Origin of the sequence: Burkholderia sp. Ac-20384, assembly GCF_017104605.1 — a bacterium.
GTDB classification, from domain to species: domain Bacteria; phylum Pseudomonadota; class Gammaproteobacteria; order Burkholderiales; family Burkholderiaceae; genus Burkholderia; species Burkholderia lata.
This window is the reverse complement of the sequence record NZ_JAAGPE010000043.1, coordinates 12,224-34,272: the sequence shown is the minus strand read 5'-3', so window position 1 is coordinate 34,272 and position 22,049 is coordinate 12,224. Positions and strand designations below refer to the sequence as shown.

The 22,049-nt window shown below is 64.4% G+C and carries 23 protein-coding genes and 1 riboswitch; of the genes, 5 read left to right on the top strand and 18 right to left on the bottom strand.

From position 1 onward, the window contains the following. Positions 1-34: 34 nt before the first annotated feature. Positions 35-1,138, top strand: coding sequence for a LacI family DNA-binding transcriptional regulator (locus G3O00_RS11340; RefSeq protein WP_206143008.1), 1,104 nt, complete (start codon positions 35-37; stop codon positions 1,136-1,138). Between the two features lie 94 nt (positions 1,139-1,232). Here G3O00_RS11340 and G3O00_RS11335 read toward each other — a convergent pair whose 3' ends face one another. After that, positions 1,233-2,525, bottom strand: coding sequence for an MFS transporter (locus G3O00_RS11335; protein ID WP_206143007.1), 1,293 nt, complete (start codon positions 2,523-2,525; stop codon positions 1,233-1,235). Positions 2,526-2,846: 321 nt separating this feature from the next. Between G3O00_RS11335 and G3O00_RS11330 the strand changes: the two genes are divergently transcribed. Continuing rightward, on the top strand, positions 2,847-4,337 hold the full coding sequence (locus tag G3O00_RS11330) for a DNA-3-methyladenine glycosylase 2 family protein (RefSeq protein ID WP_206143006.1): 1,491 nt from the start codon (positions 2,847-2,849) through the stop codon (positions 4,335-4,337). Further along, complete coding sequence (locus G3O00_RS11325; protein ID WP_011356311.1) at positions 4,334-4,867, top strand: methylated-DNA--[protein]-cysteine S-methyltransferase; 534 nt, start codon at positions 4,334-4,336, stop codon at positions 4,865-4,867. The genes G3O00_RS11330 and G3O00_RS11325 overlap by 4 nt, the downstream gene beginning before the upstream one ends. Positions 4,868-4,886: 19 nt before the next feature. Here the strand turns inward: G3O00_RS11325 and G3O00_RS11320 are convergent, their stop codons facing one another. After that, a complete protein-coding gene (locus tag G3O00_RS11320; protein ID WP_206143005.1) occupies positions 4,887-5,705 on the bottom strand; it encodes a helix-turn-helix transcriptional regulator in 819 nt (272 codons plus the stop codon). 77 nt (positions 5,706-5,782) lie between these two features. On the opposite strand from G3O00_RS11320, the gene panB reads away from it, so the two are divergent. Then, complete coding sequence (panB, locus tag G3O00_RS11315) at positions 5,783-6,640, top strand: 3-methyl-2-oxobutanoate hydroxymethyltransferase (protein WP_206143004.1); 858 nt, start codon at positions 5,783-5,785, stop codon at positions 6,638-6,640. Between the two features lie 51 nt (positions 6,641-6,691). Here panB and G3O00_RS11310 read toward each other — a convergent pair whose 3' ends face one another. Further along, a complete protein-coding gene (locus G3O00_RS11310) occupies positions 6,692-7,183 on the bottom strand; it encodes an Lrp/AsnC family transcriptional regulator (protein ID WP_011356314.1) in 492 nt (163 codons plus the stop codon). A 156-nt stretch (positions 7,184-7,339) separates the two neighbouring features. Between G3O00_RS11310 and glmS the strand changes: the two genes are divergently transcribed. Further along, on the top strand, positions 7,340-9,169 hold the full coding sequence (glmS, locus tag G3O00_RS11305) for a glutamine--fructose-6-phosphate transaminase (isomerizing) (RefSeq protein ID WP_206143003.1): 1,830 nt from the start codon (positions 7,340-7,342) through the stop codon (positions 9,167-9,169). Positions 9,170-9,291: 122 nt separating this feature from the next. Here the strand turns inward: glmS and G3O00_RS11300 are convergent, their stop codons facing one another. From G3O00_RS11300 to G3O00_RS11230, 15 genes are all read right to left on the bottom strand, one after another. Then, complete coding sequence (locus G3O00_RS11300) at positions 9,292-10,236, bottom strand: GSU2403 family nucleotidyltransferase fold protein (RefSeq protein ID WP_206143002.1); 945 nt, start codon at positions 10,234-10,236, stop codon at positions 9,292-9,294. 295 nt (positions 10,237-10,531) lie between these two features. Then, complete coding sequence (locus G3O00_RS11295) at positions 10,532-11,344, bottom strand: hypothetical protein (protein WP_206143019.1); 813 nt, start codon at positions 11,342-11,344, stop codon at positions 10,532-10,534. A 244-nt stretch (positions 11,345-11,588) separates the two neighbouring features. Continuing rightward, positions 11,589-11,726, bottom strand: a complete 138-nt coding sequence (locus G3O00_RS43305) for an AraC family transcriptional regulator (RefSeq protein WP_346778965.1) — start codon at positions 11,724-11,726, stop codon at positions 11,589-11,591. 250 nt (positions 11,727-11,976) lie between these two features. Beyond that, positions 11,977-12,333, bottom strand: coding sequence for a hypothetical protein (locus G3O00_RS11285; protein ID WP_206143001.1), 357 nt, complete (start codon positions 12,331-12,333; stop codon positions 11,977-11,979). 42 nt (positions 12,334-12,375) lie between these two features. After that, positions 12,376-12,479, bottom strand: a riboswitch (SAM-I-IV-variant riboswitch). Positions 12,480-12,630: 151 nt separating this feature from the next. Then, positions 12,631-13,983 (bottom strand): ATP-binding protein, encoded by a 1,353-nt coding sequence (locus G3O00_RS11280; RefSeq protein ID WP_206143000.1) that lies wholly within the window; start codon positions 13,981-13,983, stop codon positions 12,631-12,633. Between the two features lie 48 nt (positions 13,984-14,031). Further along, positions 14,032-14,706, bottom strand: a complete 675-nt coding sequence (locus G3O00_RS11275; RefSeq protein WP_206142999.1) for a response regulator transcription factor — start codon at positions 14,704-14,706, stop codon at positions 14,032-14,034. A gap of 8 nt (positions 14,707-14,714) precedes the next feature. Beyond that, complete coding sequence (locus G3O00_RS11270) at positions 14,715-15,530, bottom strand: MipA/OmpV family protein (RefSeq protein WP_206143018.1); 816 nt, start codon at positions 15,528-15,530, stop codon at positions 14,715-14,717. A 184-nt stretch (positions 15,531-15,714) separates the two neighbouring features. Beyond that, positions 15,715-16,803: a porin gene (locus tag G3O00_RS11265; RefSeq protein WP_206142998.1), complete on the bottom strand. Its 1,089-nt coding sequence runs from the start codon at positions 16,801-16,803 to the stop codon at positions 15,715-15,717. A gap of 197 nt (positions 16,804-17,000) precedes the next feature. Further along, entirely contained in the window at positions 17,001-17,336 is a 336-nt protein-coding gene (locus G3O00_RS11260; protein WP_174932177.1) for a Rieske (2Fe-2S) protein, read from the bottom strand. Between the two features lie 3 nt (positions 17,337-17,339). Next, on the bottom strand, positions 17,340-17,651 hold the full coding sequence (locus G3O00_RS11255; RefSeq protein WP_174932176.1) for a YciI family protein: 312 nt from the start codon (positions 17,649-17,651) through the stop codon (positions 17,340-17,342). Between the two features lie 5 nt (positions 17,652-17,656). Beyond that, a complete protein-coding gene (locus G3O00_RS11250; RefSeq protein WP_174932175.1) occupies positions 17,657-17,800 on the bottom strand; it encodes a hypothetical protein in 144 nt (47 codons plus the stop codon). Between the two features lie 28 nt (positions 17,801-17,828). Beyond that, on the bottom strand, positions 17,829-18,896 hold the full coding sequence (locus tag G3O00_RS11245) for a maleylacetate reductase (protein ID WP_206142997.1): 1,068 nt from the start codon (positions 18,894-18,896) through the stop codon (positions 17,829-17,831). A gap of 8 nt (positions 18,897-18,904) precedes the next feature. Then, positions 18,905-20,371 (bottom strand): aldehyde dehydrogenase family protein, encoded by a 1,467-nt coding sequence (locus tag G3O00_RS11240; protein ID WP_206142996.1) that lies wholly within the window; start codon positions 20,369-20,371, stop codon positions 18,905-18,907. Between the two features lie 51 nt (positions 20,372-20,422). After that, positions 20,423-21,442, bottom strand: a complete 1,020-nt coding sequence (locus tag G3O00_RS11235) for a hydroxyquinol 1,2-dioxygenase (RefSeq protein ID WP_206142995.1) — start codon at positions 21,440-21,442, stop codon at positions 20,423-20,425. Between the two features lie 38 nt (positions 21,443-21,480). Further along, a complete protein-coding gene (locus G3O00_RS11230; RefSeq protein WP_174932172.1) occupies positions 21,481-21,975 on the bottom strand; it encodes a hydroxyquinol 1,2-dioxygenase in 495 nt (164 codons plus the stop codon). Positions 21,976-22,049: the final 74 nt, after the last annotated feature.

The window sequence follows — 22,049 nt, the reverse complement described above, 5'->3', positions numbered from 1 at the left end:
TTCCAACTATACGCGGGCGCACCGCCGAACGTCAATGGTCGAACCCGTTCGTAGCCATCCGCACTTTCCCGATATCGACGCGTGGCCGCGCGTACCCTTTTTCTGCCACAATCCGGCGTTATCGGACGAAAACGTTACCCTTCGAATGAAAAAAGTTTCCCCGACGATCCGCGACGTGGCGGCGGAAGCCGGCGTGTCGGTCGCGACGGTATCGAAGTACGTGAACGGCACGCAGCGCTTCTCGCCGACCGTCGAAGCACGGCTCAAGGAGGCGATCGAGCGGCTCGGCTACCGTTCGAACCCGCTCGCGCGCTCGATGATCACCGGCCGCACGCGCACGATCGGCCTCGTGATCCTCGACATCAGCAACCCGCACTTCACGAACGTGGTGAAGGGCGCGAACCGCGTCGCGCTGCAGCACGACTACACGCTGCTGCTCGTCGATACCGAGGAGAGCCAGGCGCGCGAACGTTCGCTGATCGAGGCGCTCGCTCAGCGCGTCGACGGGCTGATCGTCAGCACGCGGATGCCCGATGAAGAAGCGGGCTGGATGCTCGATCTCAACAAGCCGCTCGTCCTGCTGCGTCGCAGCCCGGGCCTGCCGATTCCGAGCGTCGGCATCGACAACCGGCTGTCGACCTACATGCTCGCGCGCCACCTGCTCAATCTCGGCCACACGCGCATCGCGTATCTCGGCTTCGGCACCGCACGCGTGAACGACGAGCGGATCCAGGGCGCGCGCGACTGTCTCGCGGAAGCCGGGCTCACGCTCGACGTGCACGATGCGCATGCGCCGACCGCCGAAGCCGGCGAGCGCGCGTGTTCGCGCGTGATGCTCGGGCCGCAGCGCCCGCAGGCCGTGATCTGCTACAACGACCTGATCGCGCTCGGCTTCATGAAAGAAGCCGCATCGCTCGGCTTCCGGCTGCCGCAGGATGTGTCGGTCGCGGGCATCGACAACGTGCCGTACGGCGAATACGCGGCGCCCGCGCTGACCACCGTCGACATCCAGAGCGAGAACATGGGCGAGCTCGCGATGCAGAAGCTGATCGACGCGCTCGCGGGCCGCACCGATGCGAGCTACTCGACGTTCGAGCCGCGGTTGATCATGCGTGCGTCGACGGCCGCGGTCGGCTGAGTTCCCCGCTTCGAGCCTTTAAAAGAAAACGCGCCGCCCGAGGGCGGCGCGTTCGTTTTCGGACACGCGACGACGGGATCTAGCGATCACCCCGTCACGCGTCGAGTTGCGCAGGCTTCATCTTCGGCGTGAGCATGTGCATCACGCCCAACGCGATCAGGTAGGCCGACGCACCGATCGCGAACAGCACCCAGTAGTGGCCCGTGCGCTGCAGCACCTGCCCGATCACTTCCGAGAACAACACGCCGCCGATCGAACCGGCCATCCCGCCGATACCGACCACCGATGCCACCGCGCGGCGCGGGAACAGGTCGGATGCCGTCGTGAACAGGTTCGCCGACCAGCCCTGGTGCGCGGCGGCGGCGAGGCCGACGATCAGCACCGCGGCCCACAGGCTCTGCACCTGCGACACGAACGCGATCGGCAACACGCAGCATGCGCAGATCAGCATCGCCGTCTTGCGCGCGCGGTTCACGCTCCAGCCCGCGCGCAGCAGCATCGACGACAGCCAGCCGCCGCCGATGCTGCCGACCGTCGTCAGCGCATAGATGCAGACGAGCGGCAGGCCAATGTGCTGCATGTCCATCCCGCGCGATTCGTTGAGCCACTTCGGCAGCCAGAACAGGTAGAACCACCACACCGGGTCGGTCAGGAACTTGCCGATCAGGAACGCCCACGTCTCGCGCTTGCGGATCAGTTCGCCCCAGCGCGGTGCGCCGGCATTCGCGTTCGCCGCGTCGAGCGCTTCCGCTTCGTCGCGCGGCTCGTCGTATTCGGCGGCCAGCGCACGCGTATCGGCCTGGCGATAGAGCACGAGCCACACCGCGAGCCACACGAGGCCGATCGCGCCGATGATCACGAACGCCGCGCGCCAGCCGTAGGCCACTGCGATCGCGGGAATGATCGCCGGCGCGAACACCGCGCCGATGTTCGCGCCCGAGTTGAAGATGCCGGTGGCGAGCGCGCGTTCACGGCGCGGGAACCATTCGGCCGTCGTCTTGATCGCGGCCGGGAAGTTGCCGCCCTCGCCGATCCCGAGCAGCGCGCGGACGAACGCGAAGCCCATCACCGAGCCTACCGCCGCGTGCAGCATCGCCGCGATGCTCCACACCAGCATCGCCAGCGCGTACGAAATGCGCGTGCCGAGCCGGTCGACGATACGGCCGAAGCCGAGCAGGCCCAGCGCATAGAACGCGGAAAACGCCATCACGATGCGGCCGTACTGCACCTGGCTCCAGCCGATGTCGTGCTGAAGCATCGGCGCGAGCAGGCCGAGGATCTGCCGATCCATGTAGTTGATGACGGTCGCGAAAAACAGCAGCGCACAGACGGTCCAGCGGTAGCGGCTGGCGGCAGCGCGCACGGCGCCGACGACGGCAGATTGCATGAATGTCTCCGATGCGCGGCCGCGCCCGTCGCGCCGCACGATGTTCGTTGACCGGCGACCGGCGCCGGGGCGGACGGCGGTGCACTTGTCGAGCACGGCCGATTCCGCCGATCAATCTGGAAAACGTTTTTCAGAGAATAGGACGTCTGCCGGCGCCCTGTCAGTCGGGGATTTCGATGAGTCATCTCAAATTGGTCACGGCAAAAGAGACGACTGTTTCGCCACGTGGCATTAACCGTTTTTCCCGGATTTTCCCAACGGGCGCGCGCCGGGACGGCCGCCGATACACATGTCCGATTCCAGCCAGAATCGGGGGCCGGGATGGTTTACAGTCGTCTCATGCGCCTCGATCCCGACACCTGCTACGACGCCCTGCTTTCGCGGAACCGCCGCTTCGACGGCTGGTTCTTCGTCGGCGTCGCGACGACAGGCGTGTATTGCCGCCCCGTCTGCCCGGTGAAGCCGCCGAAAGCGCAGAACTGCAGCTACTACCCGACCGCCGCCGCCGCCGAGAAAGCCGGCTTCCGACCCTGCATGCGCTGCCGCCCCGAGCTCGCGCCCGGCCACGGGCTGCTCGACCTGTCCGGCAATCTCGCCGACGCGGCCGCCACGCTGATCGAGGACGGTTTCCTGAACGCCCGTTCCGTCGATGCACTCGCGCAGCGCGTCGGCGTGACCGAACGCCATCTGCGCCGGATCTTCGGCGCGCAGTTCGGCGTGTCGCCGGTCGAGTTCGCGCAGACGCACCGGCTGCTGATGGCCAAGCGGCTGCTGACCGATACCGCGCTGCCGGTGGCCGTCGTCGCGTCGACGGCCGGGTTCGGCAGCGTGCGGCGCTTCAACGACCTGTTCCTGCAGCGTTACGGCCTCAATCCGCTACGGCTGCGCAAAGGGGCTCGTGCGTCGGCCGATGGCGACATGACGTTCCCGCTGCCGTATCGGCCCCCGTTCGCATGGGACGACCTGATGCGCTTTCTCGCGGAGCGACAGATCGACGGTGTCGAGCGAATCGATGCGCAGGGTTATGCGCGTGTCGTCGAATTGCCGAACCGGAATGGCAACGAGAACAGCACTGGCGGTAACGGGCGCGTCGCCGGCTGGTTGTCCGTCGCGCATGTGCCGCAGCGCTTCGCGCTGGCCGTCACCGTGTCGCCCGCTTTGACGCCCGTCGTACCCACCGTGCTCGCGCGCATTCGGCGGCTGTTCGATCTCGACAGCCGCCCCGACGTGATCGACGCGCATCTCGGCGAACTCGCGAGCGGCTCGCCGGGCCTGCGCGTCCCCGGCGCGTTCGACGGTGTCGAGATCGCGATCCGTGCGATCGCGGGCGAGCGGCTTGCGGCAGCGCATGCGGGCACGCCCGTGCTGGCACGCATCGCCGAGCGCTTCGGCACATCGATCGAAGGCGCGCCGCCCGGCCTCACGCACGCGCTGCCCTCCGCCGCGACGCTGGCCGCCCTGCCGCCTTCCGCGCTTGAAACAATCGGCATCGCGCACGACGCCGCGCAGGCGATCGTGTCGCTCGCCCGCGCCGTCGACGACGGCACGCTCTCACTCGAACCGATGGCGCCGCTCGACACGACGCTCGACGCATTGCGTGCGCTGCCCGGCTTCGACGAACACGCGGTGCAGTACGTCGCGATGCGCGCGATGGCCTGGCCGAACGCGTTCCCGGCCGACGATGCGTGGCTGCCCGCCCGCACCGAACGCGCCCGTGTGCCATCATCCGCGCCGCATGCGGCGCGCTGGGCGCCGTGGCGCGCGTATGCCGCACTGCAAGTGTGGCGCCTTCATGGAGACGTATTGCGATGACTCCCGCTCACCTGATTCCGAGCCCGCTGGGCGACATCGCCGTGCGCATCGAGGACGATGCGCTGACGGGCCTCTACTTCGTCGGCCAGAAATACTTCCCGTCGGTTGCGATCGTGACCGAAGCAGACGCGCTCGCGATGTCGCCGCTTGCGCGCAAGGTCGCGGAAGAAGTCGCCGAGTACTTCACCGGCACGCGCGAGACGTTCTCGGTGCCGATCCACTTGCGCGGCACCGCGTTTCAGCGACGCGTATGGAAGGAACTGCTCGCCATTCCGTTCGGCGAACTCGTGACGTACGGCGACATCACCGAGCGCGTCGGGTTGCCGATGAGCGGCGCACGTGCCGTGGGCGGTGCGGTCGGCCGGAACCCGGTGTCGATCATGGTGCCGTGCCATCGCGTGGTCGGTGCGTCGGGCAGCCTGACCGGCTATGCGGGCGGCATCGACCGCAAGCGCGCACTGCTGTCGCTCGAAGGCGCAGGGTTCGAGCGCGGCGCCCACCATCCGGTGCAGCAGGCGCTCGCGTTCTGAGTCGGGATGTGCCGCAGCGTCAGGCGTTCAGCACGGGCCGGCGCGCTTCACGCTTCGCATACGCGCCGGGCGTCACCTGGAATTTCGCCTGGAACAGCGCGATGAACGACGACGTCGAGTCGTAGCCCAGTTGTGCGGCCACCGCGCCGATCGGCTCGCCCGCGTCGAGCAGCGGCAGCGACGCCAGCAGCCGCACCGCCTGCCGCCATTCGGTGAACGACAGCCCCGTGTCCTGCCGGAACAGCCGCGACAGCGTGCGCCGCGTCGCACCGACCTGATGGCCCCATTCGTCGAGATTGCGCGTATCGCCCGGATACGCATGCAACGCCCGCGCGATTTTCAGCAGACGCGGATCGCGCGGCAGCGGCACCGTCAGCGGCGCCTGCCGCATCCGTGCGATCCGGTCGGCGATCAGGCAGACGAGCGCGCCGTCCGGCCCCGTCTCGTCGTAGTTCACCGGCAATTCGGCCGTGGCGAGCACCAGCTCGCGCAGCAGCGGCGTCATGCAGAGGATCGCGCAATCGCCGTGAACGTCGTCGCGCGCAATCGCGGCATCGAGATACAGGCTGTGGAACGCGACGCAATCGCGCGTCGACACCGCATGCGGCACGTGCGGCGGAATCCACATCGCATAGTGCGGCGGCAGCAGATGCCGGCCCGACGGTGTCGACACCTCGAGCACCCCGCTCGTCGCATACATCAGCTGCGCCCACGGATGACTGTGCGCGTCGATGCTCACGTTGCCGGGAATACCGAACGCGCGCACGTACAGCGGCCTCGGCAGGCACGCCATCGGCGGCACTGCGTAAGGGTCACCCGATTGTCCCGCCAGCAACATAAGACGTCCTCCGAAGGTCATTGCACGAACGAGCGCGATGCTACCGTGGCGGCTCTTCTTTCACACGGCTTCCGTTCATGAGCGCTCATACCCGCACCACCCGCAAGACCGTCACCGCGATCCGTTCGACCAAGGGCATCGGCAGCCTCGTGTCGCTGACCGCGTATTCCGCGCCGATGGCGAAGCTGGTCGACGAGGTGGCCGACGTGATCATCGTCGGCGACTCCGTCGGCATGGTGCTGTACGGGATGCCCGATACGCTGCGCGTCACGCTCGACATGATGATTGCACACGGTGCGGCCGTCGTGCGCGGCGCCGCGCAGGCATGCGTCGTCGTCGACCTGCCGTTCTCGACGTACCAGGAATCGCCCGCGCAAGCGTATCGCTCCGCCGCGCGCCTGCTCGCCGAAACCGGCGCGCAGAGCGTGAAGCTCGAAGGCGGCACCGAGATGGGCGACACGATCCGCTTCCTGACCGAGCGCGGCATCCCGGTGATGGCACACGTCGGCCTCATGCCGCAGCAGGCCAACGCGACGGGTGGCTTCCGCGCGCAGGGGATGGACCCGCGCTCCGCCGCGCAGGTGTTCGATGCCGCGTGCTCGGCTGAACAGGCCGGCGCGTTCAGCGTCGTCATCGAAGGCACCGCCGAAGCGCTCGCGCGACATCTGACGGAAACGCTGACGATCCCGACGATCGGCATCGGCGCATCGCCCGCATGCGACGGGCAGGTGCTCGTCACCGAGGACATGATCGGCGCATTCGACGCGTACACGCCGCGATTCGTGAAGCGTTATGCCGATGCGAACGCGGTGATGCGCGATGCGATCCGCCAGTACGCGCACGATGTGCGGCAGGGTGTGTTTCCGGAACCCGCGCATTGCTTCGGGTATGGCAAGCCGCTGCAATTGCTGGAAGCGGCTGACGCTGCTGCGTGATGGTGTCGCGAAGGCATTCGCGAACGCATTGCGAATGATGGTGCGACCACCTCATCCGCGCTTGCGCATCGCATGCGTAACCCGCGCGTTCGCCTCGAACTTCGCGCGATGCGTCGAGAAGAACGTCCGCACGTTGCGGACATTCGACGCGCCAGTGAACAGCCGTCGCGCGAATTCATCGTATTCGGCGACGTCGGCCAGATCGGCCACCACGACGAAATCGGGCCCAGGCGACACGCGATAGCACTGCGTGACGGCCGGCTCCGCACACACGTACGCTTCGAACGCGTCGTAGTCTTCGGCGGTCTGCCGGTCGAGACTGATCTCGATCAGCGCGGTGACGGCCGTGCCGATCGCCACCGGGTCGAGCACCGCGACCTGCCGGCGGATCACGCCGGCCTCCGTCAGCCGGCGCACGCGGCGCATGCAAGTGGGCGGCGACGACAGCGCGCGCTCGGCCAGTTGCAGGTTCGACACCGACGCGTCGTCCTGCAGGATCGCGAGGATGCGCAGGTCGAGATCGTCGAGGGTAATGCCGGCCATCGGCGGCTCCTTCCGGTCAGAGTGTGAAATTTAATTTCAACATGATAGACGATCTGCTATTCGTTTCATTTTATCTTGTATTTTGAAATTTAATTCCATACAGCTCGCCCTACCATCGCTCTCACTGATCCAGACAGGACATTTACGGAGCGCGATATGTGTGGAATTGTCGGGGCGGTCGCCCAGCGGGACATCCTGCCGAACCTGGTCGACGGCCTGAAGCGGCTCGAATACCGCGGCTACGATTCGTGCGGCGTCGTGGTCTACCGCGACCGGGCGCTGGCGCGCGCCCGCAGCGTCGATCGTGTGGCCAACCTGCAGCGTGAGATCGCCGAGCATGCGCTGTCGGGCTACACCGGCATCGCGCATACGCGCTGGGCCACGCACGGCGCGCCCGTCACGCTCAACGCCCATCCGCACTTCTCGCCGAGCGACGCCAATGCGCGCATTGCGCTGTCGCATAACGGGATCATCGAGAACTGCGATCAACTGCGCGCCGAACTGCAGGCGCATGGCTACGTGTTCGCGAGCCAGACCGACAGCGAGGCGATCGCGCACCTGATCGATCACCTGTACGACGGCGACCTGTTCGATGCGGTCCGGCGCGCGGTCGCGCAACTGCGCGGCAGCTATGCGATCGCGGTGATGTGCCGCGACGAGCCGCACCGGATCGTCGGCGCGCGCGACGGGATGCCGCTCGTCGTGGGTGTCGGTGAAGGCGAGAATTTTCTGGCGTCGGATGCGATTGCGCTGTCGGGCATTACCGATCGCATCGCCTACCTCGAGAACGGCGACGTTGCCGATATTCAACTGCATCGCTACTGGATCGTCGATGCGGCCGGCCAGCGCGTCGAGCGCACGGTGCAGCGGGTCGCCGCGCATAGCGGCGCGGCCGATCTCGGGTCGTATCGCTACTACATGCAGAAGGAGATCTTCGAGCAGCCGCAGGCGGTGGCCGATACGTTGCTCGATGTGTCTTCGATCATGCCCGAGCTGTTTGGTGATGGCGCGTGGCGCGTGTTCAACGACGTCGATTCGGTGTTGCTGCTCGCGTGTGGCGGCAGTTATCACGCGGCGCTCACGGCGAAGTACTGGATCGAAAGCATCGCGAAGCTGCCGGCCAGCGTGGAAATTGCGAGCGAGTTTCGCTATCGCGACGGTGTGCCGAATCCACGCACGCTCGTTGTCGCCGTGTCGCAAAGCGGTGAGACGGCTGATGTGCTTGGTGCCGTGCATGTCGCGAAGCGCGTTGGAATGATGCATACGCTCGCGATCTGCAACGTCGCGACGAGTGCGTTGATGCGGGAATGTGCGCTGCAGTTTGTCACGCGGGCGGGCATCGAGATCGGGGTGGCTTCGACGAAGGCTTTTACGACGCAGCTCGTGGCGTTGTTTCTGCTCACACTATCGCTTGCGCAGGTGCGCGGGCGGTTGAGCGACGACGAAGAGAAGGAGCATCTGCGTGCGCTAAGGCATCTGCCCGATGCGATGTCGAAAGTGCTCGCGCTCGAGCCGCAGATCATGGCCTGGTCGGAACTGCTCGCACGGCGCGACAACATGCTGTTTCTCGGGCGCGGGATGCATTATCCGATCGCACTCGAAGGCGCGCTGAAGATGAAGGAGATTTCGTATATTCACGCGGAGGCTTATCCGGCGGGGGAGTTGAAGCATGGGCCGCTGGCTTTGGTGAGTAACGAAATGCCGGTGATTGCGGTTGCGCCGAATGACATGCTGCTTGAAAAGCTCCGGTCGAACATGCATGAGGTCAGTGCGCGGAATGGCAGGCTGTTTGTGTTCGCGGATGTGGACTGCGGGTTGGTGCCGAGCGAAGGGATCGAGGTGATTCGGCTCAACGAGTACTACGGGCCGCTTTCGCCGATTCTGCATACGGTGCCGATGCAACTGCTCGCGTATCACGCTGCGCTGGCGCGGGGGACGGATATCGATAAGCCCCGGAATCTGGCGAAGTCGGTGACGGTGGAGTGAGGGTGCCCGAAGCAAAACCGCAAAGTACGAGAAAGGCAGAAAACGAATGGATGCCCGACACACGACGGCACCTCTCACACCAGGAGCCGTCGCAACCCAGGGATGCAGCGCTGAACGCGCATCTACTGCGATAACAGCAAACCTTGGTCCATTAACGTCCAAACGATATCGGCCTGCAGTTTGTCGCGTTGACGTTTACGCGGGTCGCGGTCCAGGGCTAAATTCGCCATCCAGGATTTGAATTCGATGAATACTTCTGGATCAATGGTCGTCATCCTCGCCATTTTTCCCGTCGCGGCCACCACGACCTGCTCGAATTTGCGCGCCGACGACAATACTTGTGCACGCCGGGCCTGTACAGGCCACAGGTCTTCTTCATAGCCAGACAGTCTGACAGGATGTGGGTCAGAGTCTTGCGGTGGGCGCCGCAAGAAATCAACCTCAAAGCCTTTGCTGTTGATGGCCGTTTCGAGATGCCCATCTTTGCGCTGAAAAGTCTTGTCCACGCCCTGCAAAATACGAAGCATCGAAACGTCCAGGCGCTCCATGTCTGTCAGAAAACGAACATGCTTCTGAGCGTCCCAACGCATGTCGACGTCCTGGGTGGCCGATGCACCCTGCGCAATGCGAACTCCAGCTGCGGCTTCATATGCGTACAGGGCGTGCGTACCAACGACCGTAAAGTAGGAAGACAGTCCCGCTTTCTCGATATCCCGCAGAACATCCACAACGATAGCCGGGACCCGGCCCACCCTGAGTGCACGATTTAATCGCTCTGCGTCAACTACTGCAGCATGAAGGTCCGACAGGCAAGCCTCGATTTCGGCCTTCTTGGACTTGAAGGCTGCGTAGGTTTGTTCGGTTTCGGATGAGCGAGGCCCGATACGCTTTTGCTGGTTGCCTGCGGTCGTTTTCACCAGGTACTCGTAAGGACCCTGGGTCTTCCAGTACATACCTCCGGCATATTTCAAAGCCTCGGATTTCGTCCGACAGAACTCCTCGAACACGGTAGACGAGTCGATAGCCTGACGAGCGGCATTGTCCGAGAGTGGCAGGTAGTTGAGCATTGGCCGTAGAAGTCTGTTTTTTGCAAAATAAACGGCCAATCTTTATAAATCAATAGGTTACGATGATTCCAAGAGGCGTTCTGGCCCGTTTAGCCACTGCAGCCCAGCAGCAATGCAGCGTGCGACGAGGTCCCACACCGATGCAAACCAGCGCGGATATTCGCGCACTGTTGCAATGTCGTCCACGTCTCCGCCAGCTTGCGGATATCGCGCGTCAAGCGACGCCTGATCGAGATACCCGAGAGGGCATGAGCGAGTTCCGCGAGATCGCCCAAAGACTCGCGCAAGCAACCCGCTATTTCGAGAAACTCAGCTTCTTCAACAACACCGCACCACTCGCCTGACTCACGAGCGAAATGGATTCGATATCCAGGTACAACCTCGAAGTCCTCGTCGTGATGTCGGTCGGCTCGTCGTTGCTCGGCTCGGCGTGCTCGACGTGTTCGGTCAGGTACGGCCGGACCAGACGCCCGGAAAGCGCGAACACGAACCCGCCATGCGTTTGCGCGTACGCAGCGGGTAACAGCCTCACGCGGCCGCGCACGGTGGACTTCCTGCCTTTTCCGGGATCGAGTTCGATGATGTCGATCTGCTGGATATAGCCCTTTGCATTCGCCTCGGGTGCGATCACGAGCCCTCGCCCTCGCGGCCCGGTAATGACCTTTCTGAGCAGGATGCCCGTCCGGCCTTCGCCGTCGGCGTCGACCAGGTCGGCGTTCACCTTCAACAGATGCTTCTGCGACTGATATCGCAGCCCGTACGTCACCGGCACCAGGAAAGTTACCTCACGATCCAGGTTGACCGCGGCCAGGTCGGCGTTCTGGCCATGCTTGTCGGCCACGCCGGGGATCAGGCTGCGGACGCGATCGCCCAGGGACGGGGACGCGCTTTTGACGTGCAGCTTCTCCAGTGCTTCCCGAATCGCAACCGGATCGTCGCCGACAATCGGCCGCGTGAGCGACGTGTTGGCCGAAACGGCTGGCGCGACGCTCGCCGTTTCGTCGACATGGTCGGCCGCCGCACGCGTCGCGACCGGGGCCAGCATGATCGCCACGGCGACGACGCACGCGACATTCGGACGGCCCAACATGGATCTCCGGTGAGACACGACAAACTCCTGATTTTCTGGCGGATCGGTCGACGATGAGAGCGGCAGGATCGAACGATCGGTAACGGTCCAACCGTTCGAGTTCACCGATCGCCTGCGCGACACATCATAGGTTCATTGTCAGTTCGGCGGCAGGCCGGCGCGCCACACTATCGTATTGCCCAGACTACAACAATCCACGACAAGCGAGCAGCGGCGCGACGGAGGGCAGTGACATTCAGTTGCCCGTCGCGAAACCGCAACCTCACGCCTGGCGACCCTCCCGCCTGTATTGCGCCGGCGCCTTCCCCACCCGCTTGCGGAAATCGCGCGTGAAATGCGCCTGATCGACATACCCGCGCGCATGAGCCCGCTCCGCGAGATCGACCGGTTCGCCGCCGATCGAACACCCGATTCACGCACGGATACACGCCGTCGGGCTCCATGCACTGACGCGTGCTCGGCGCGGCGAGGAAATCTCCGGGCGGTCGAACGCGTCGATCAAGCGTTCTGGCTACCAGATGACACTGGCATTTCAGTTTTGAATGCTACGTCGCCGAAACCTGTCGAGGAAGTCGTATGTGAACGCTCGTCAGCTTGGCTGGCAGTGAGAAACGTTCAAACTCAGGGGCGACAGGTCGCACTGCCATCGCCTAACAACCGCTCCCCGACGCCTTCTCGGACGCAACTGACCCACCCCGCACGAAATGATGCTCCACCCTCGTGCGCAGTACCCCATCGAGCCCAGCAAGTCGTTCACGCAGCCGAGCCGCTTGCCCTTCTGTCATTGCCCCAAGAACGATTTTTTGCTCGAGAACGTCACCACAGCGGGTGATGGCCCAACGATCAACCGTGGCCGTTTCATCTTCGAGCACAGCCGCCGCGGTCGAGACGATGCCCGGATTCCGTCCCGAAACGAGATGAACCGTATGCGTCAACGTAAAACCAGGAAGGAACTGCGACCAGTCTTCACAGACTGCCGGGCGGGAAGCGGAGGAAATTTGGCTCATGGTTGCTCCGGATGATTGGTTATCGAACCGGTGCCAGCCATGCTGCTCCCGTTTCGTTGCCGTAAATCGGCCGCATCGCCTCAGAGGCGTCCACCTTGCCCGGGAGGGCAGGTTGGCGTCGGAGAATCCGACTCTGGATGCTTGACTTCTCGCGTTCGTCATTCCGAACGTTGGTTCATTATATCGAAAAATTGACACCTGACAAGGGCCGCCGGGAAAGCCCCCCTTCGACCGGGTGGAACCCTCGATCCGGCCCTTGTACGGTGGGAGCCCGGCCACGCACGGCACCCGTGCAGCCTAAAACCACACGCTGAACCGCGTCCCCGTGGCCAGCACATCGACCGTCAGTTTCCATTGATGGGCCACGGCAATCTCCTTGCAGATTGCCAGCCCGAGACCGGCACCGTCATACCGTGAATCCGGCGCTCGCCAGTATCGGTCGAAGAGCAATGGAAGATGCTCCCGCTGGATGCCCGGCCCTTCATCGTCGACATGAATCGCCGTCTCGAGAACGGTCAGCACGACGACGCCTTCCGACGGCGACGCGTTGATCGCATTCTCGAGAATGTTCTTGAGCAGGATGAACAGCGCCCCGCCATCAGCCCGTATGCGTGACACGGATTCGCGCGCCTCGATATGGAGCGCCACCTGCTTCGCATCGGCTTTGCCGGCCAGCAAGCTCACGACATCTCGCGCGACGTCGACGCCGTGCACGTCGCCGAAGCTGAAGTTCTGCGCTTCGCTGACTTCGGCCAGATGCAGCAGTTGCTTGACCTGCCGGGCCATCAGGTCGATCTCGCGAAGCAAAAGCGCCTTCTGCCGGATGTCGGGCTGCAACTCGATCTGGCCTCTGACCAGCGTGAGCGGTGTCTGCAACTCATGCGCGGCGTCGGCCAGAAACTGCTGCTGGACCGCGAAGCCATTCTCGAGCCGGGTCAGTGCATCGTTGAACGCGTCGATCAGCGGTTTGATCTCGCTGGGAATGCCGTTCGGAGACAGCCTCGTCTTCAGATTGCGCGGCTCGATGCCCCTCGCGGCACGCGATACCTCCCGTAACGGCTTCAGCACGCGGCTGATCGTCAGCGGCAGCGTCAGCCCGAAAATGACGGTCGCAATGACCAGCACGATTCCGACGGTCTTCGGTATCGGATCGATTCTCGACATGATGAGCGCATCGAGAAGCTGCCTGCTTTGCGCCACCTGCACGTAATAGACGACGCTCCCGTTCGATGCGCGCTGCGTGGCGACCGAATACGCGTTGCCGTCGATCGTGGTGGGCAGCACCTTGCCGGCCGCCTTCGCGAGATCCTCCGTCAGCCACGGTCGATCGCCGTTCGACGGCACCGACGCCAGCAACGGCTTCCCGGTCGCATCGAGCACGCGATATTGCACCTCGGTCGGCAAGAGCCGGAACATCAATGCCGGACGCTCGCCCAATTGCACCGATACCGGACGCCCATCGGCGCCGAAGCCCAGGCCGGCCTCGATATGTCGGATGCTCTCCATCTGCTGCCGCCGCCCGAAGAACTCCGGATATCGATCGAGGACATATGCCGCGAGCGCGGACAGCAGCGCCAGGCTGATGGCGAACGCAACGACGTTGGTCACCCACAGACGCGTCGACAGGCGTCGAATCCAATGATGGAACATGGTCGCTTTCTTACCCTGAAGCGGCAACGAGCAAGACGCGGCGAAGCATCATGCATCCTGCAGCGCGAAGCCGGCACCGCGGATATTGGTCAGCCGCATCGTTGCATCGATTGAAGCCAGTTTCTTGCGCAAGCGGTGTACGGTCACCTCGAGCGCGTTCGGCGTGACCGCCTCTCCGAGCCCCCAGGCGGCATGCTCGAGGATCGAATGACGGACGGTGCGGCCCGCGGCTTCGATCAGGCACAACATGACCTGCAGCTCGGCCGGCGCAAGCAGTACCGTCCTGTCGCCGCAGCGCATCGCACGCTGCGCCGGGTCCACGGTCACATCCGCGAACGACGCGACGAGCGTCGTCAGCAACACCGGACGCCGCATCAGCGTGCGCACGCGGGCAACGAGCTCGCTCATTTCGAACGGCTTGGTCACGTAGTCGTCGGCCCCGCTTTCGAGACCGTCGATGCGGTCACGCAACGCGTCGCGCGCCGTCAGCATCAGGCATGGCGTCATGCGTCCCGCCGCGCGCAGCGTCCGCAAGAACGCCAGCCCCTCTCCGTCAGGCAATCCGCGGTCGATGATCAGCAACGCGTAGTCGGCCTGGTCGACACCGTAGGCGGCTTCCCGGACATTGCCGAACAGGTCGGATTCGATTCCCGCAGCGGCCAACGCCTGCGACAACAGGTCGGCGAGGCGCTGATGATCCTCGACAATCGCCACTCTTGGCATACTCGTACTCACTTGAACCGATACATGTAACCCACTCTGGCCTCGGGAACGTACCGTCTTCCAACGATCGGACTGTCCGTGATGGCGTCGCCGAGACGCGACACGCCAACGTCCAGAAATATCGTCTGCTGCTTCGTCGGCTGGTAGTCGATACGCGTGCCAACCGACACGTTCACTGTCGATCCCGCGCTGTAGGCGGCGCGCCCGGCGCGCGCCTCGGATGGTCGCACGCCGTAATAGTAGTCGACGTACTGGTTGCTCAGCCATTCCGCGCCGACATGCGGCGCGATCGAGAATTGGCCGAAAGCAAATGCCTTCTCGAAGCCGATTTTTGCGCGCTCGCCTTTGTTACCGCCGAACAGGAAGGTACCCGACAACGTACCGAACCCGGTGCGCCATGACAGTGCAGGCCCGTACCAGAACGCACCCTTGCGATTTTCCATGCCGTTCAGGATCGGTGCGTCCGAGCCCTTGTATCCGTCGAAGAGCGAAAACTGGCCGCGAAGCGCGACGCTGACGCCGCTCCAGCTCCCGATTTTCAGATCGGCCGTGGTGCCGACGGCATGTACCCATTTGTTGTCGAAAAAGACCAGCGGAAACGGCAACACGCGGTTGCGATCGCCCTGGTAGACCGACGGCGCAAAGCCGACTCCGGCACCCAATCCCCAATGCGTCACATTCGTCGCGTTGTCGAGTATGGTCAGCCCCGAATGATCGGCATCGGGCGGGATCATGCCGTCGTCCGCCCACACGGGAGCAGACGACAATGCGAATGAAGCGGCAAGCAGCAGTAACGGACGTTGGCGGCGGGAGGCTATTTTCAGCATCATTTTCCTGGAGTCGACGATCGAAACGGGGGCTACTGTAGGACCAGTCGACTTACCGCTCACTTACCAGGAAAAATATCGTCGCGTTGCGGACCGTGCGGGAAATATCGGTGATGGGAAATATCGACGCGGGGCGAACATGTGACGCCCCGCGCGCTTGAAGAACGAGGCGCCCGCTCCGTCAGAACACCGTATGCAACCCCACCCGCGCCACCGTCTGACTAGCCGAACTCGAAGCCCCGTTCGGATCCAGCACGCCATTGACCTGCGCATTCGCGCCGTTGTTCGCGCGCTGGTAGTCCGCCGACACATACACCATCGTCCGCTTCGAGAACAGGTACTGAAGCGCCACGCTGACCTGGTGCGCGTGGTTGTCGTTCACCGCTTCATTGCCCTTCATGTACATGTACTTCGCACCCAGCACGATATCCGGCCTGACGTGCCACAGCCCGCCCGCTTCGGCCATCCACACCCCGGCGTCGTTGAACGAGTTGTGCACGGTGGTCATCAGCGCATTCGCGGTCACGACGCCGAAGTCGTAATGCATCCCGACGCCCCAGTTGCGCACGCTGGTGGACGGCACGCCGGGCGCGGGGCCGTACTTCTCGTTCGTGTAGGCCGCACCGATACCGAACGGCCCCATCTCATAGTTCACCCCGGCGCTGACCGCATTGTCCGCGCCGACCGAACCGGCTACGCCGCCAAACGCATACATCGCGCCGCCCGAAACCCCCGAGACCGTCGGCGAACTGTACTTGACGGCATTCGCGATCGGCTTGCTACCCGCCGTGCGATCCCAATCGAATGCACCGGTCGGATTGTCCGGGAGCGCGAGACGCTGGAACGGGCCATTGCGAAAGCCGTACAGCCCCGAGATATCCCGTGAAATCGCGTTGTTCTTTGAAAACAGCGAATCCACCATGAAGTCGTACTGATTGCCCAGCGTGATGCTGCCGAACCGGTTGCTTTCGAGGCCCACGTACGCATTGCGCCCGAAAATCCCCGTCCCGATGATCGCGCCGTTCGCCATCGAGAACTGGTTCACGAGCGCGAAGATCGCGTGGTATCCGCCACCGAGGTCTTCCGTGCCACGAAAGCCGAAGAGGTTGGGCGCAAATATGCCGTCGTCGAACTTGACGTTCTTTCCACCGCTCTCGTTGCTGACATAGGAGACGCCGGCATCGATCAGACCGAACATCGTCACGCTGCTCTGTGCCCATGCACCCTGCGCCACGGCGAGAATCGCCACTGCTCCAAACCTGAGTTTCATGCTGTCTCCGTCTTTTTTATGAAAAAGCGAGGCCACCACCTGCTACGTGGCAGGTGCCTGCTCGGTGCTGCACAAGGAATCGCCGTCATTCAGGCGTCGATTACCGGACGCCTTAAATATGATTAGATTTACTGATTGATCAATACGATGACCGTCGCATTGAACGGTCCTGCTTGCACGTCTTCAAAGCACGCGAATCAAGCGCCTCGATAAACGATCCACGCGGCGGCATCCACCTCGACAGCCACGGCCTCCAGCGCCGAGCCGGAGCACGGCCCGTCGATACACACGCCATCGTCGAACCGGAACAGCGCGCTGTGATGGGCGCACATCAATACCTGCGACCGGTAACAGGAAACGCTACCCGGCACGAAATCGAGCGGCACCGAGAAGTGCGGGCAACGATTCACATAAGCCCACACGTGCTCGCCGCGTCGCACGACGATCACGGGACGCCCGATACACGCTTCGTCGACGACCCGCGCGCCGCCGTCGGGCACATCGGAAAAGTGGCAGAGTTGTCGTGCGTCCATGATTCACACTCGATGTTCGGGGTTGCCGAGGCTCCAGTCCCACGGACGCACTTCCACGTGCGAGAACAGCCCTTCCTTCACATACGGATCGTTGCCGATGAACTGCATCACCGCATGAATGTCGTCCGCCTCCACGACGAGCAGCGTGCCGTTCATCGCATCGCCATGCGGGTCCAGCGTCGGGCCGCCGAGCCGCACCACCACGCCGTGCTGATCGGCCGAGCGCAGGTAAGTCCGATGAATCGGCCGCATGCGATCGCGCACGTCGCGCATGCCCGGCTGGTCCGTCGCTAACACCGCAAAAAATCTTGCCATGGCGGTCAGCTCCGGTCGCGAACGAACGCATGAAGATGCCGCACGAGGCGCCGCATCCGCGCTCGCCAGTGATGGCTCGGCGTACCGTCGAAGCTGGCGACAACCTGCTCGGTCAGCCCGGCGTCGCCGTCATGTTGATCATGGCTCATGCTTGTCTCCGTTGGCGTATCCGCCCGCTCATTGCGGCGCGCGCCCTTCCCATGCGAACTGCAGCAGCGCGCGAATCGCCTCGCGTTCGACCGGCCGCGGATTCACATACGGGTTGCGACACGCGAGGTCGGCCGCTTCGTCGAGGCCGGCCTCCGGCATCCCGAGATCGGCGAGCGCCGGCGCGATGCCGAGCCGCGCGTTCAGCGCGAACAGCAGCGGGCCGGCTTCGGCCGCATCGTTCCCGCCCAGCGCACGCGCCACGCGGCGCAGCGCATCGGGCGCGGCACTGTGGTTGTAGTGCGCGGTATGCGGCAGCATCGCCGCATGCGTCTGCGCGTGCGGCAGGTTGAAGGTGCCGCCGAGCGTGTGGCACAGCTTGTGGTGCAGCGCCATGCCGACCGCACCCAGGCAGGTTCCGGCAAGCCATGCACCGTACAACGCGCGGCTGCGCGCCTCGCGGTTCCCCGGATCGCGCACGACCACGGGCAGCGCTTCGCCGAGCGCGCGAATCGATTCCTCGGCCATCAGGCTGATCACCGGGTTCGCGTCTTCCGCATACAGCGCCTCGACGGCGTGCGCCATCGCATTGATGCCCGATGCCGCGGAAATGTCCGGCGGCAGCGACAACGTCAGCGACGGGTCGTAGAGCACCGTCCGCGGCAGCACGCGCGCATCGCGGCCGGTGCGCTTCAGCCGGCCTTCCGTGAGCCCGAAGATCGGCGTCATCTCCGAGCCCGCGTACGTCGTCGGCACGGCCAGGATCGGCAGCACCGACTCGAGCGCAATCGCCTTGCCCAGCCCGATCGTCGATCCGCCGCCGATCGCGATGCAGCAGTCCGCATCCAGTTCGCCGGCCATCTCGCGCGCCGCGTGCGCGACCTCGACCGGCACGTGCATGACCGCCTGCGCGCAGATGCCGGCCGCACGCTCGCCCAGGATCGCCGCCACGCGCTCGGCGAGCGGCCGCTGCTCGGGCGTGGACAGGATCAGCGCGCGGCGCGCGCCGAGCGTCGACAACTCGTCCGGCAGCCTGTCGAGCGCGCCCCATTCGAACACCACGCGGGAAGGGGTGCCCTGATAGACGAAGCGATCCATGACGAACCTCAGCGCTTGAAATGCGGTGGCACGTTGCCGTCGACGTTGACCCACACCGACCGCGCCTCGGTGTAGTCGTGCATCGCCTCGAAGCCCATCTCGCGGCCGTAGCCCGACTGGCCGACGCCGCCGAACGGGCTGCCCGGATTGACGCGCTTGTAGCAGTTGATCCAGCACATGCCCGCGTTGATCCGCGACGCCATCTTGTGTGCGCGGGACAGATCCTTCGTCCAGAGGCCGCTGCCCAGCCCGTATTCGGTTGCGTTCGCAATGGCCAGCGCTTCGTCGTCGCTGCCGAAGCGCAGCACCGTGACGAACGGGCCGAACACTTCTTCCTGCGCAACGCGGTCGGCCGCGCTCTTTGCTTCGATGACCGTCGGGCGCACGTAGTAGCCGTTGGCGAGCGCCGGGTCCTGCGGTGCGCTGCCGCCCGTGAGCACGCGACCACCCTGCTCGCGCGCGACGTCGACGAACGACAGCACGCGGTCGAGGTGCTGCTTCGACGTGAGCGGCCCCATCTCGGTGTTTGCATCGAGCGGGTTGCCGATGCGGATCGACGACGCGAGCGCCACGAAGCGCTCGAGGAACGCATCCGCGATGCGTTCGTGCAGCACGAGGCGCGAGCCGGCGATGCACGCCTGCCCCTGGTTGTGGAAGATCGCCCACGCGGCGCCGTTGATGGCCGCGTCGAGGTCGGCATCGTCGAACACGATGTTGGCGCCCTTGCCGCCCAGTTCGAGCTGCACGCGTTTCAGGTTGCCCTGCGACGCTTCGACGATCCGGCGGCCGGTGGCCGTCGATCCGGTGAACGCGATCTTGCCGACACCCGGATGTTCGGCGAGCCGCTGGCCGGCCGTATGACCGTAGCCGGGAACGATGTTGACGACACCCGCGGGGAACCCGACCTCGGCCATCAGCTCGACGATGCGCAGCGTCGACAGCGGCGTGATTTCCGACGGCTTGAGCACGACCGTGTTGCCGGCCGCGAGCGCCGGGCCCATCTTCCAGCTCGTGAACATCAGCGGAAAATTCCACGGCACGATCTGGCCGACGACGCCGATCGGCGCGCGCTGCACGTAGTTCAGGAAGCCGGTTTCGACGGGAATCACCGAGCCTTGCAGCTTGTCGGCCATGCCGCCGAAGTAGCGGAAGCAGGCGGCCGTGCGCGGCACGTCGAGTGCGCGCGAATCGCGGATCGGGTGGCCGGTGTCCAGCGATTCGAGCTGTGCCAGCTCCTCCGCGTTTGCCTCGATCGCGTCGGCGAGGCGCAGCAGCAGGCGGCCGCGTTCGGCGGCCGGCAGCGCCGACCATTTAGGGAACGCGCGTGTCGCGGCTTCGACGGCCAGATCGACGTCCGCGGCGGTGGCGGCCGCGATCTTCGTGATGACGGAGCCGTCGTGTGGATTCAGCACGTCGATCGTGCCGCGGTCGACGGCGTCAACGAAGCGCCCGTCGATGAAGAGTTGGGTTTGCATGAATCGTCCTCGGTGTAAGGCTTGAAGCGGAATCTGAAGCGGAAGCGCCGCTCAGAACGCGATCGGATACGGCGCGAGTTCGCCGCTTTCGTAGCGCTGCGGCAGGTCGGGCGTCGCGTTTTCCCAGACCAGCAGCATCGACCGCTTCGTGGAATAACCCTGATGCCGGATGTCGGCGGGCATCGCGCAGATGTCGCCGGCGCGCATCGTCACGCGTGCGCGCGGCGCGCCGGTGTTCTTGTCGCCGATGTCCCACACGATTTCGTCGGATAGTTGCAGGAACCACTCGACGCGGTCGTTGCCGTGGAACACCGGCAGGATGAATTCCTCGGTGGTCGGGCAGAACAGGCTGCGCCCGCACACCGACGTGACCGACGGATTCCACGTCACGTCCGAGCGCGACAGGTACTTGAACAGGTTGAACGCGTGCAGTTCGCCTTCGAAGCCCGGCTCGACATGCACCTCCGGCTCGTCCTGCGCGACGTCGAGGAACGCGCGGTTGACCGGCAGGTCGTCGCGCAGCGGCGAATCGCCTTCGAGGCCCGGCATGCGGCGCGTCGCGATCCGCGTGCGCTCGATCGCCGAGCCGTTGTCGCCGTGCTTGCGCCCGAACGCCGTACCGGTTTCCTCGGGCGCCGCGAACGGATCGAAGCCTTCGTTGGTCCAGTCGTGCAGCATCGCCTTGAAGGTCGCCATGATCGTGGGCGTTTCGAAGGTCTCGGTGTAGTCGACCCCGGCGTCCTTCAGGATGCCGTTGAAGGTGCCCGCATACATGTCGACCTTGCCATAGTGATTGCGCGTGCCGAACACATGATCGAAGTTCACCCAGCCGTAGAAGAAGCCCCATGCCACGTCGCGCATCATCGCGCGCAGGAAGGCGTCCGCCGGCATCGCGTGCGTGCGGGTCTGGCCTTTCGCGGGCCAGCAGATCTTCACGAAATATTCGTCGCGCTGGAATTCGAATTCACCGAGCTGGAAGCGGCGGTAGCCGGTGACGGCATCGGCTTCGGTCGATCGCACCAGATCGGCGGCAAAGCCTGCGGAAGTGTCGAGAGTGTCGAGGGTGGCCATAACGTGTCTCCTGGAATAGTCGAATGAGGTCGGACGAATCAGTGCAGGCAGATGTCGGCCCACTTCTCCACGGACAGCTCGCCCAGGACGGTCTGCACGAGTGCGACGCCCGGCCGGCTGGCTGTGAAGCGATACGCACAGCCGGCCGGCAGCAGCGCCTGATGGCCTTGGCGCAATACGACGTAGCCCATCTTGCGGCCGGCCGGTTGCGTGCCGGCGCTCACGGTGCCGCGCGCCGATTGCGGCGGCGTATCGAGCTTGATGAATTCGATCCGGACTTCGCCATCCATCTGGATCACGAACTCGTCGTGCGAGCAGGCGAACCACGGCGACTGGCCGTCGGTCCGCAGCACTTCGATCACGTATTCGAGGTTCTTGCCGGCGACGACCTTTTCATAAGGGGCCGACTTCGATGCGACCTCGAAGACATTCGAGAACGCGTAGTGTTGAGCGCTGCCGCTCGTGATTTCGATCTCGCCCTTCCGGTAATGGTCGAGCGAGCCAAAGACGGTGTGGAATGCCGTGTCGGTCATTTCTGTCTCCTGAGTTGAACCGCTTGTTGGATTCAACTCTAGGGGCAAGGCACCACCGCAACAAGGCACGGGAC

Bases quoted from the DNA above. Each gene is read 5' to 3' on its own strand.
- G3O00_RS11245 (WP_206142997.1), bottom strand. From the start codon at position 18,896: ATGGATCGCTTCGTCTATCAGGGCACCCCTTCCCGCGTGGTGTTCGAA.
- G3O00_RS11280 (WP_206143000.1), bottom strand. From the start codon at position 13,983: ATGTTCCATCATTGGATTCGACGCCTGTCGACGCGTCTGTGGGTGACC.
- panB (WP_206143004.1), top strand. From the start codon at position 5,783: ATGAGCGCTCATACCCGCACCACCCGCAAGACCGTCACCGCGATCCGT.
- G3O00_RS11260 (WP_174932177.1), bottom strand. From the start codon at position 17,336: ATGGACGCACGACAACTCTGCCACTTTTCCGATGTGCCCGACGGCGGC.
- G3O00_RS11235 (WP_206142995.1), bottom strand. From the start codon at position 21,442: ATGGCCACCCTCGACACTCTCGACACTTCCGCAGGCTTTGCCGCCGAT.
- G3O00_RS11240 (WP_206142996.1), bottom strand. From the start codon at position 20,371: ATGCAAACCCAACTCTTCATCGACGGGCGCTTCGTTGACGCCGTCGAC.
- G3O00_RS11325 (WP_011356311.1), top strand. From the start codon at position 4,334: ATGACTCCCGCTCACCTGATTCCGAGCCCGCTGGGCGACATCGCCGTG.
- G3O00_RS11230 (WP_174932172.1), bottom strand. From the start codon at position 21,975: ATGACCGACACGGCATTCCACACCGTCTTTGGCTCGCTCGACCATTAC.
- G3O00_RS11340 (WP_206143008.1), top strand. From the start codon at position 35: ATGGTCGAACCCGTTCGTAGCCATCCGCACTTTCCCGATATCGACGCG.
- G3O00_RS11285 (WP_206143001.1), bottom strand. From the start codon at position 12,333: ATGAGCCAAATTTCCTCCGCTTCCCGCCCGGCAGTCTGTGAAGACTGG.
- G3O00_RS11330 (WP_206143006.1), top strand. From the start codon at position 2,847: ATGGTTTACAGTCGTCTCATGCGCCTCGATCCCGACACCTGCTACGAC.
- G3O00_RS11250 (WP_174932175.1), bottom strand. From the start codon at position 17,800: ATGAGCCATGATCAACATGACGGCGACGCCGGGCTGACCGAGCAGGTT.
- G3O00_RS11265 (WP_206142998.1), bottom strand. From the start codon at position 16,803: ATGAAACTCAGGTTTGGAGCAGTGGCGATTCTCGCCGTGGCGCAGGGT.
- glmS (WP_206143003.1), top strand. From the start codon at position 7,340: ATGTGTGGAATTGTCGGGGCGGTCGCCCAGCGGGACATCCTGCCGAAC.
- G3O00_RS11310 (WP_011356314.1), bottom strand. From the start codon at position 7,183: ATGGCCGGCATTACCCTCGACGATCTCGACCTGCGCATCCTCGCGATC.
- G3O00_RS11320 (WP_206143005.1), bottom strand. From the start codon at position 5,705: ATGTTGCTGGCGGGACAATCGGGTGACCCTTACGCAGTGCCGCCGATG.
- G3O00_RS11255 (WP_174932176.1), bottom strand. From the start codon at position 17,651: ATGGCAAGATTTTTTGCGGTGTTAGCGACGGACCAGCCGGGCATGCGC.
- G3O00_RS11300 (WP_206143002.1), bottom strand. From the start codon at position 10,236: ATGCTCAACTACCTGCCACTCTCGGACAATGCCGCTCGTCAGGCTATC.
- G3O00_RS11275 (WP_206142999.1), bottom strand. From the start codon at position 14,706: ATGCCAAGAGTGGCGATTGTCGAGGATCATCAGCGCCTCGCCGACCTG.
- G3O00_RS11335 (WP_206143007.1), bottom strand. From the start codon at position 2,525: ATGCAATCTGCCGTCGTCGGCGCCGTGCGCGCTGCCGCCAGCCGCTAC.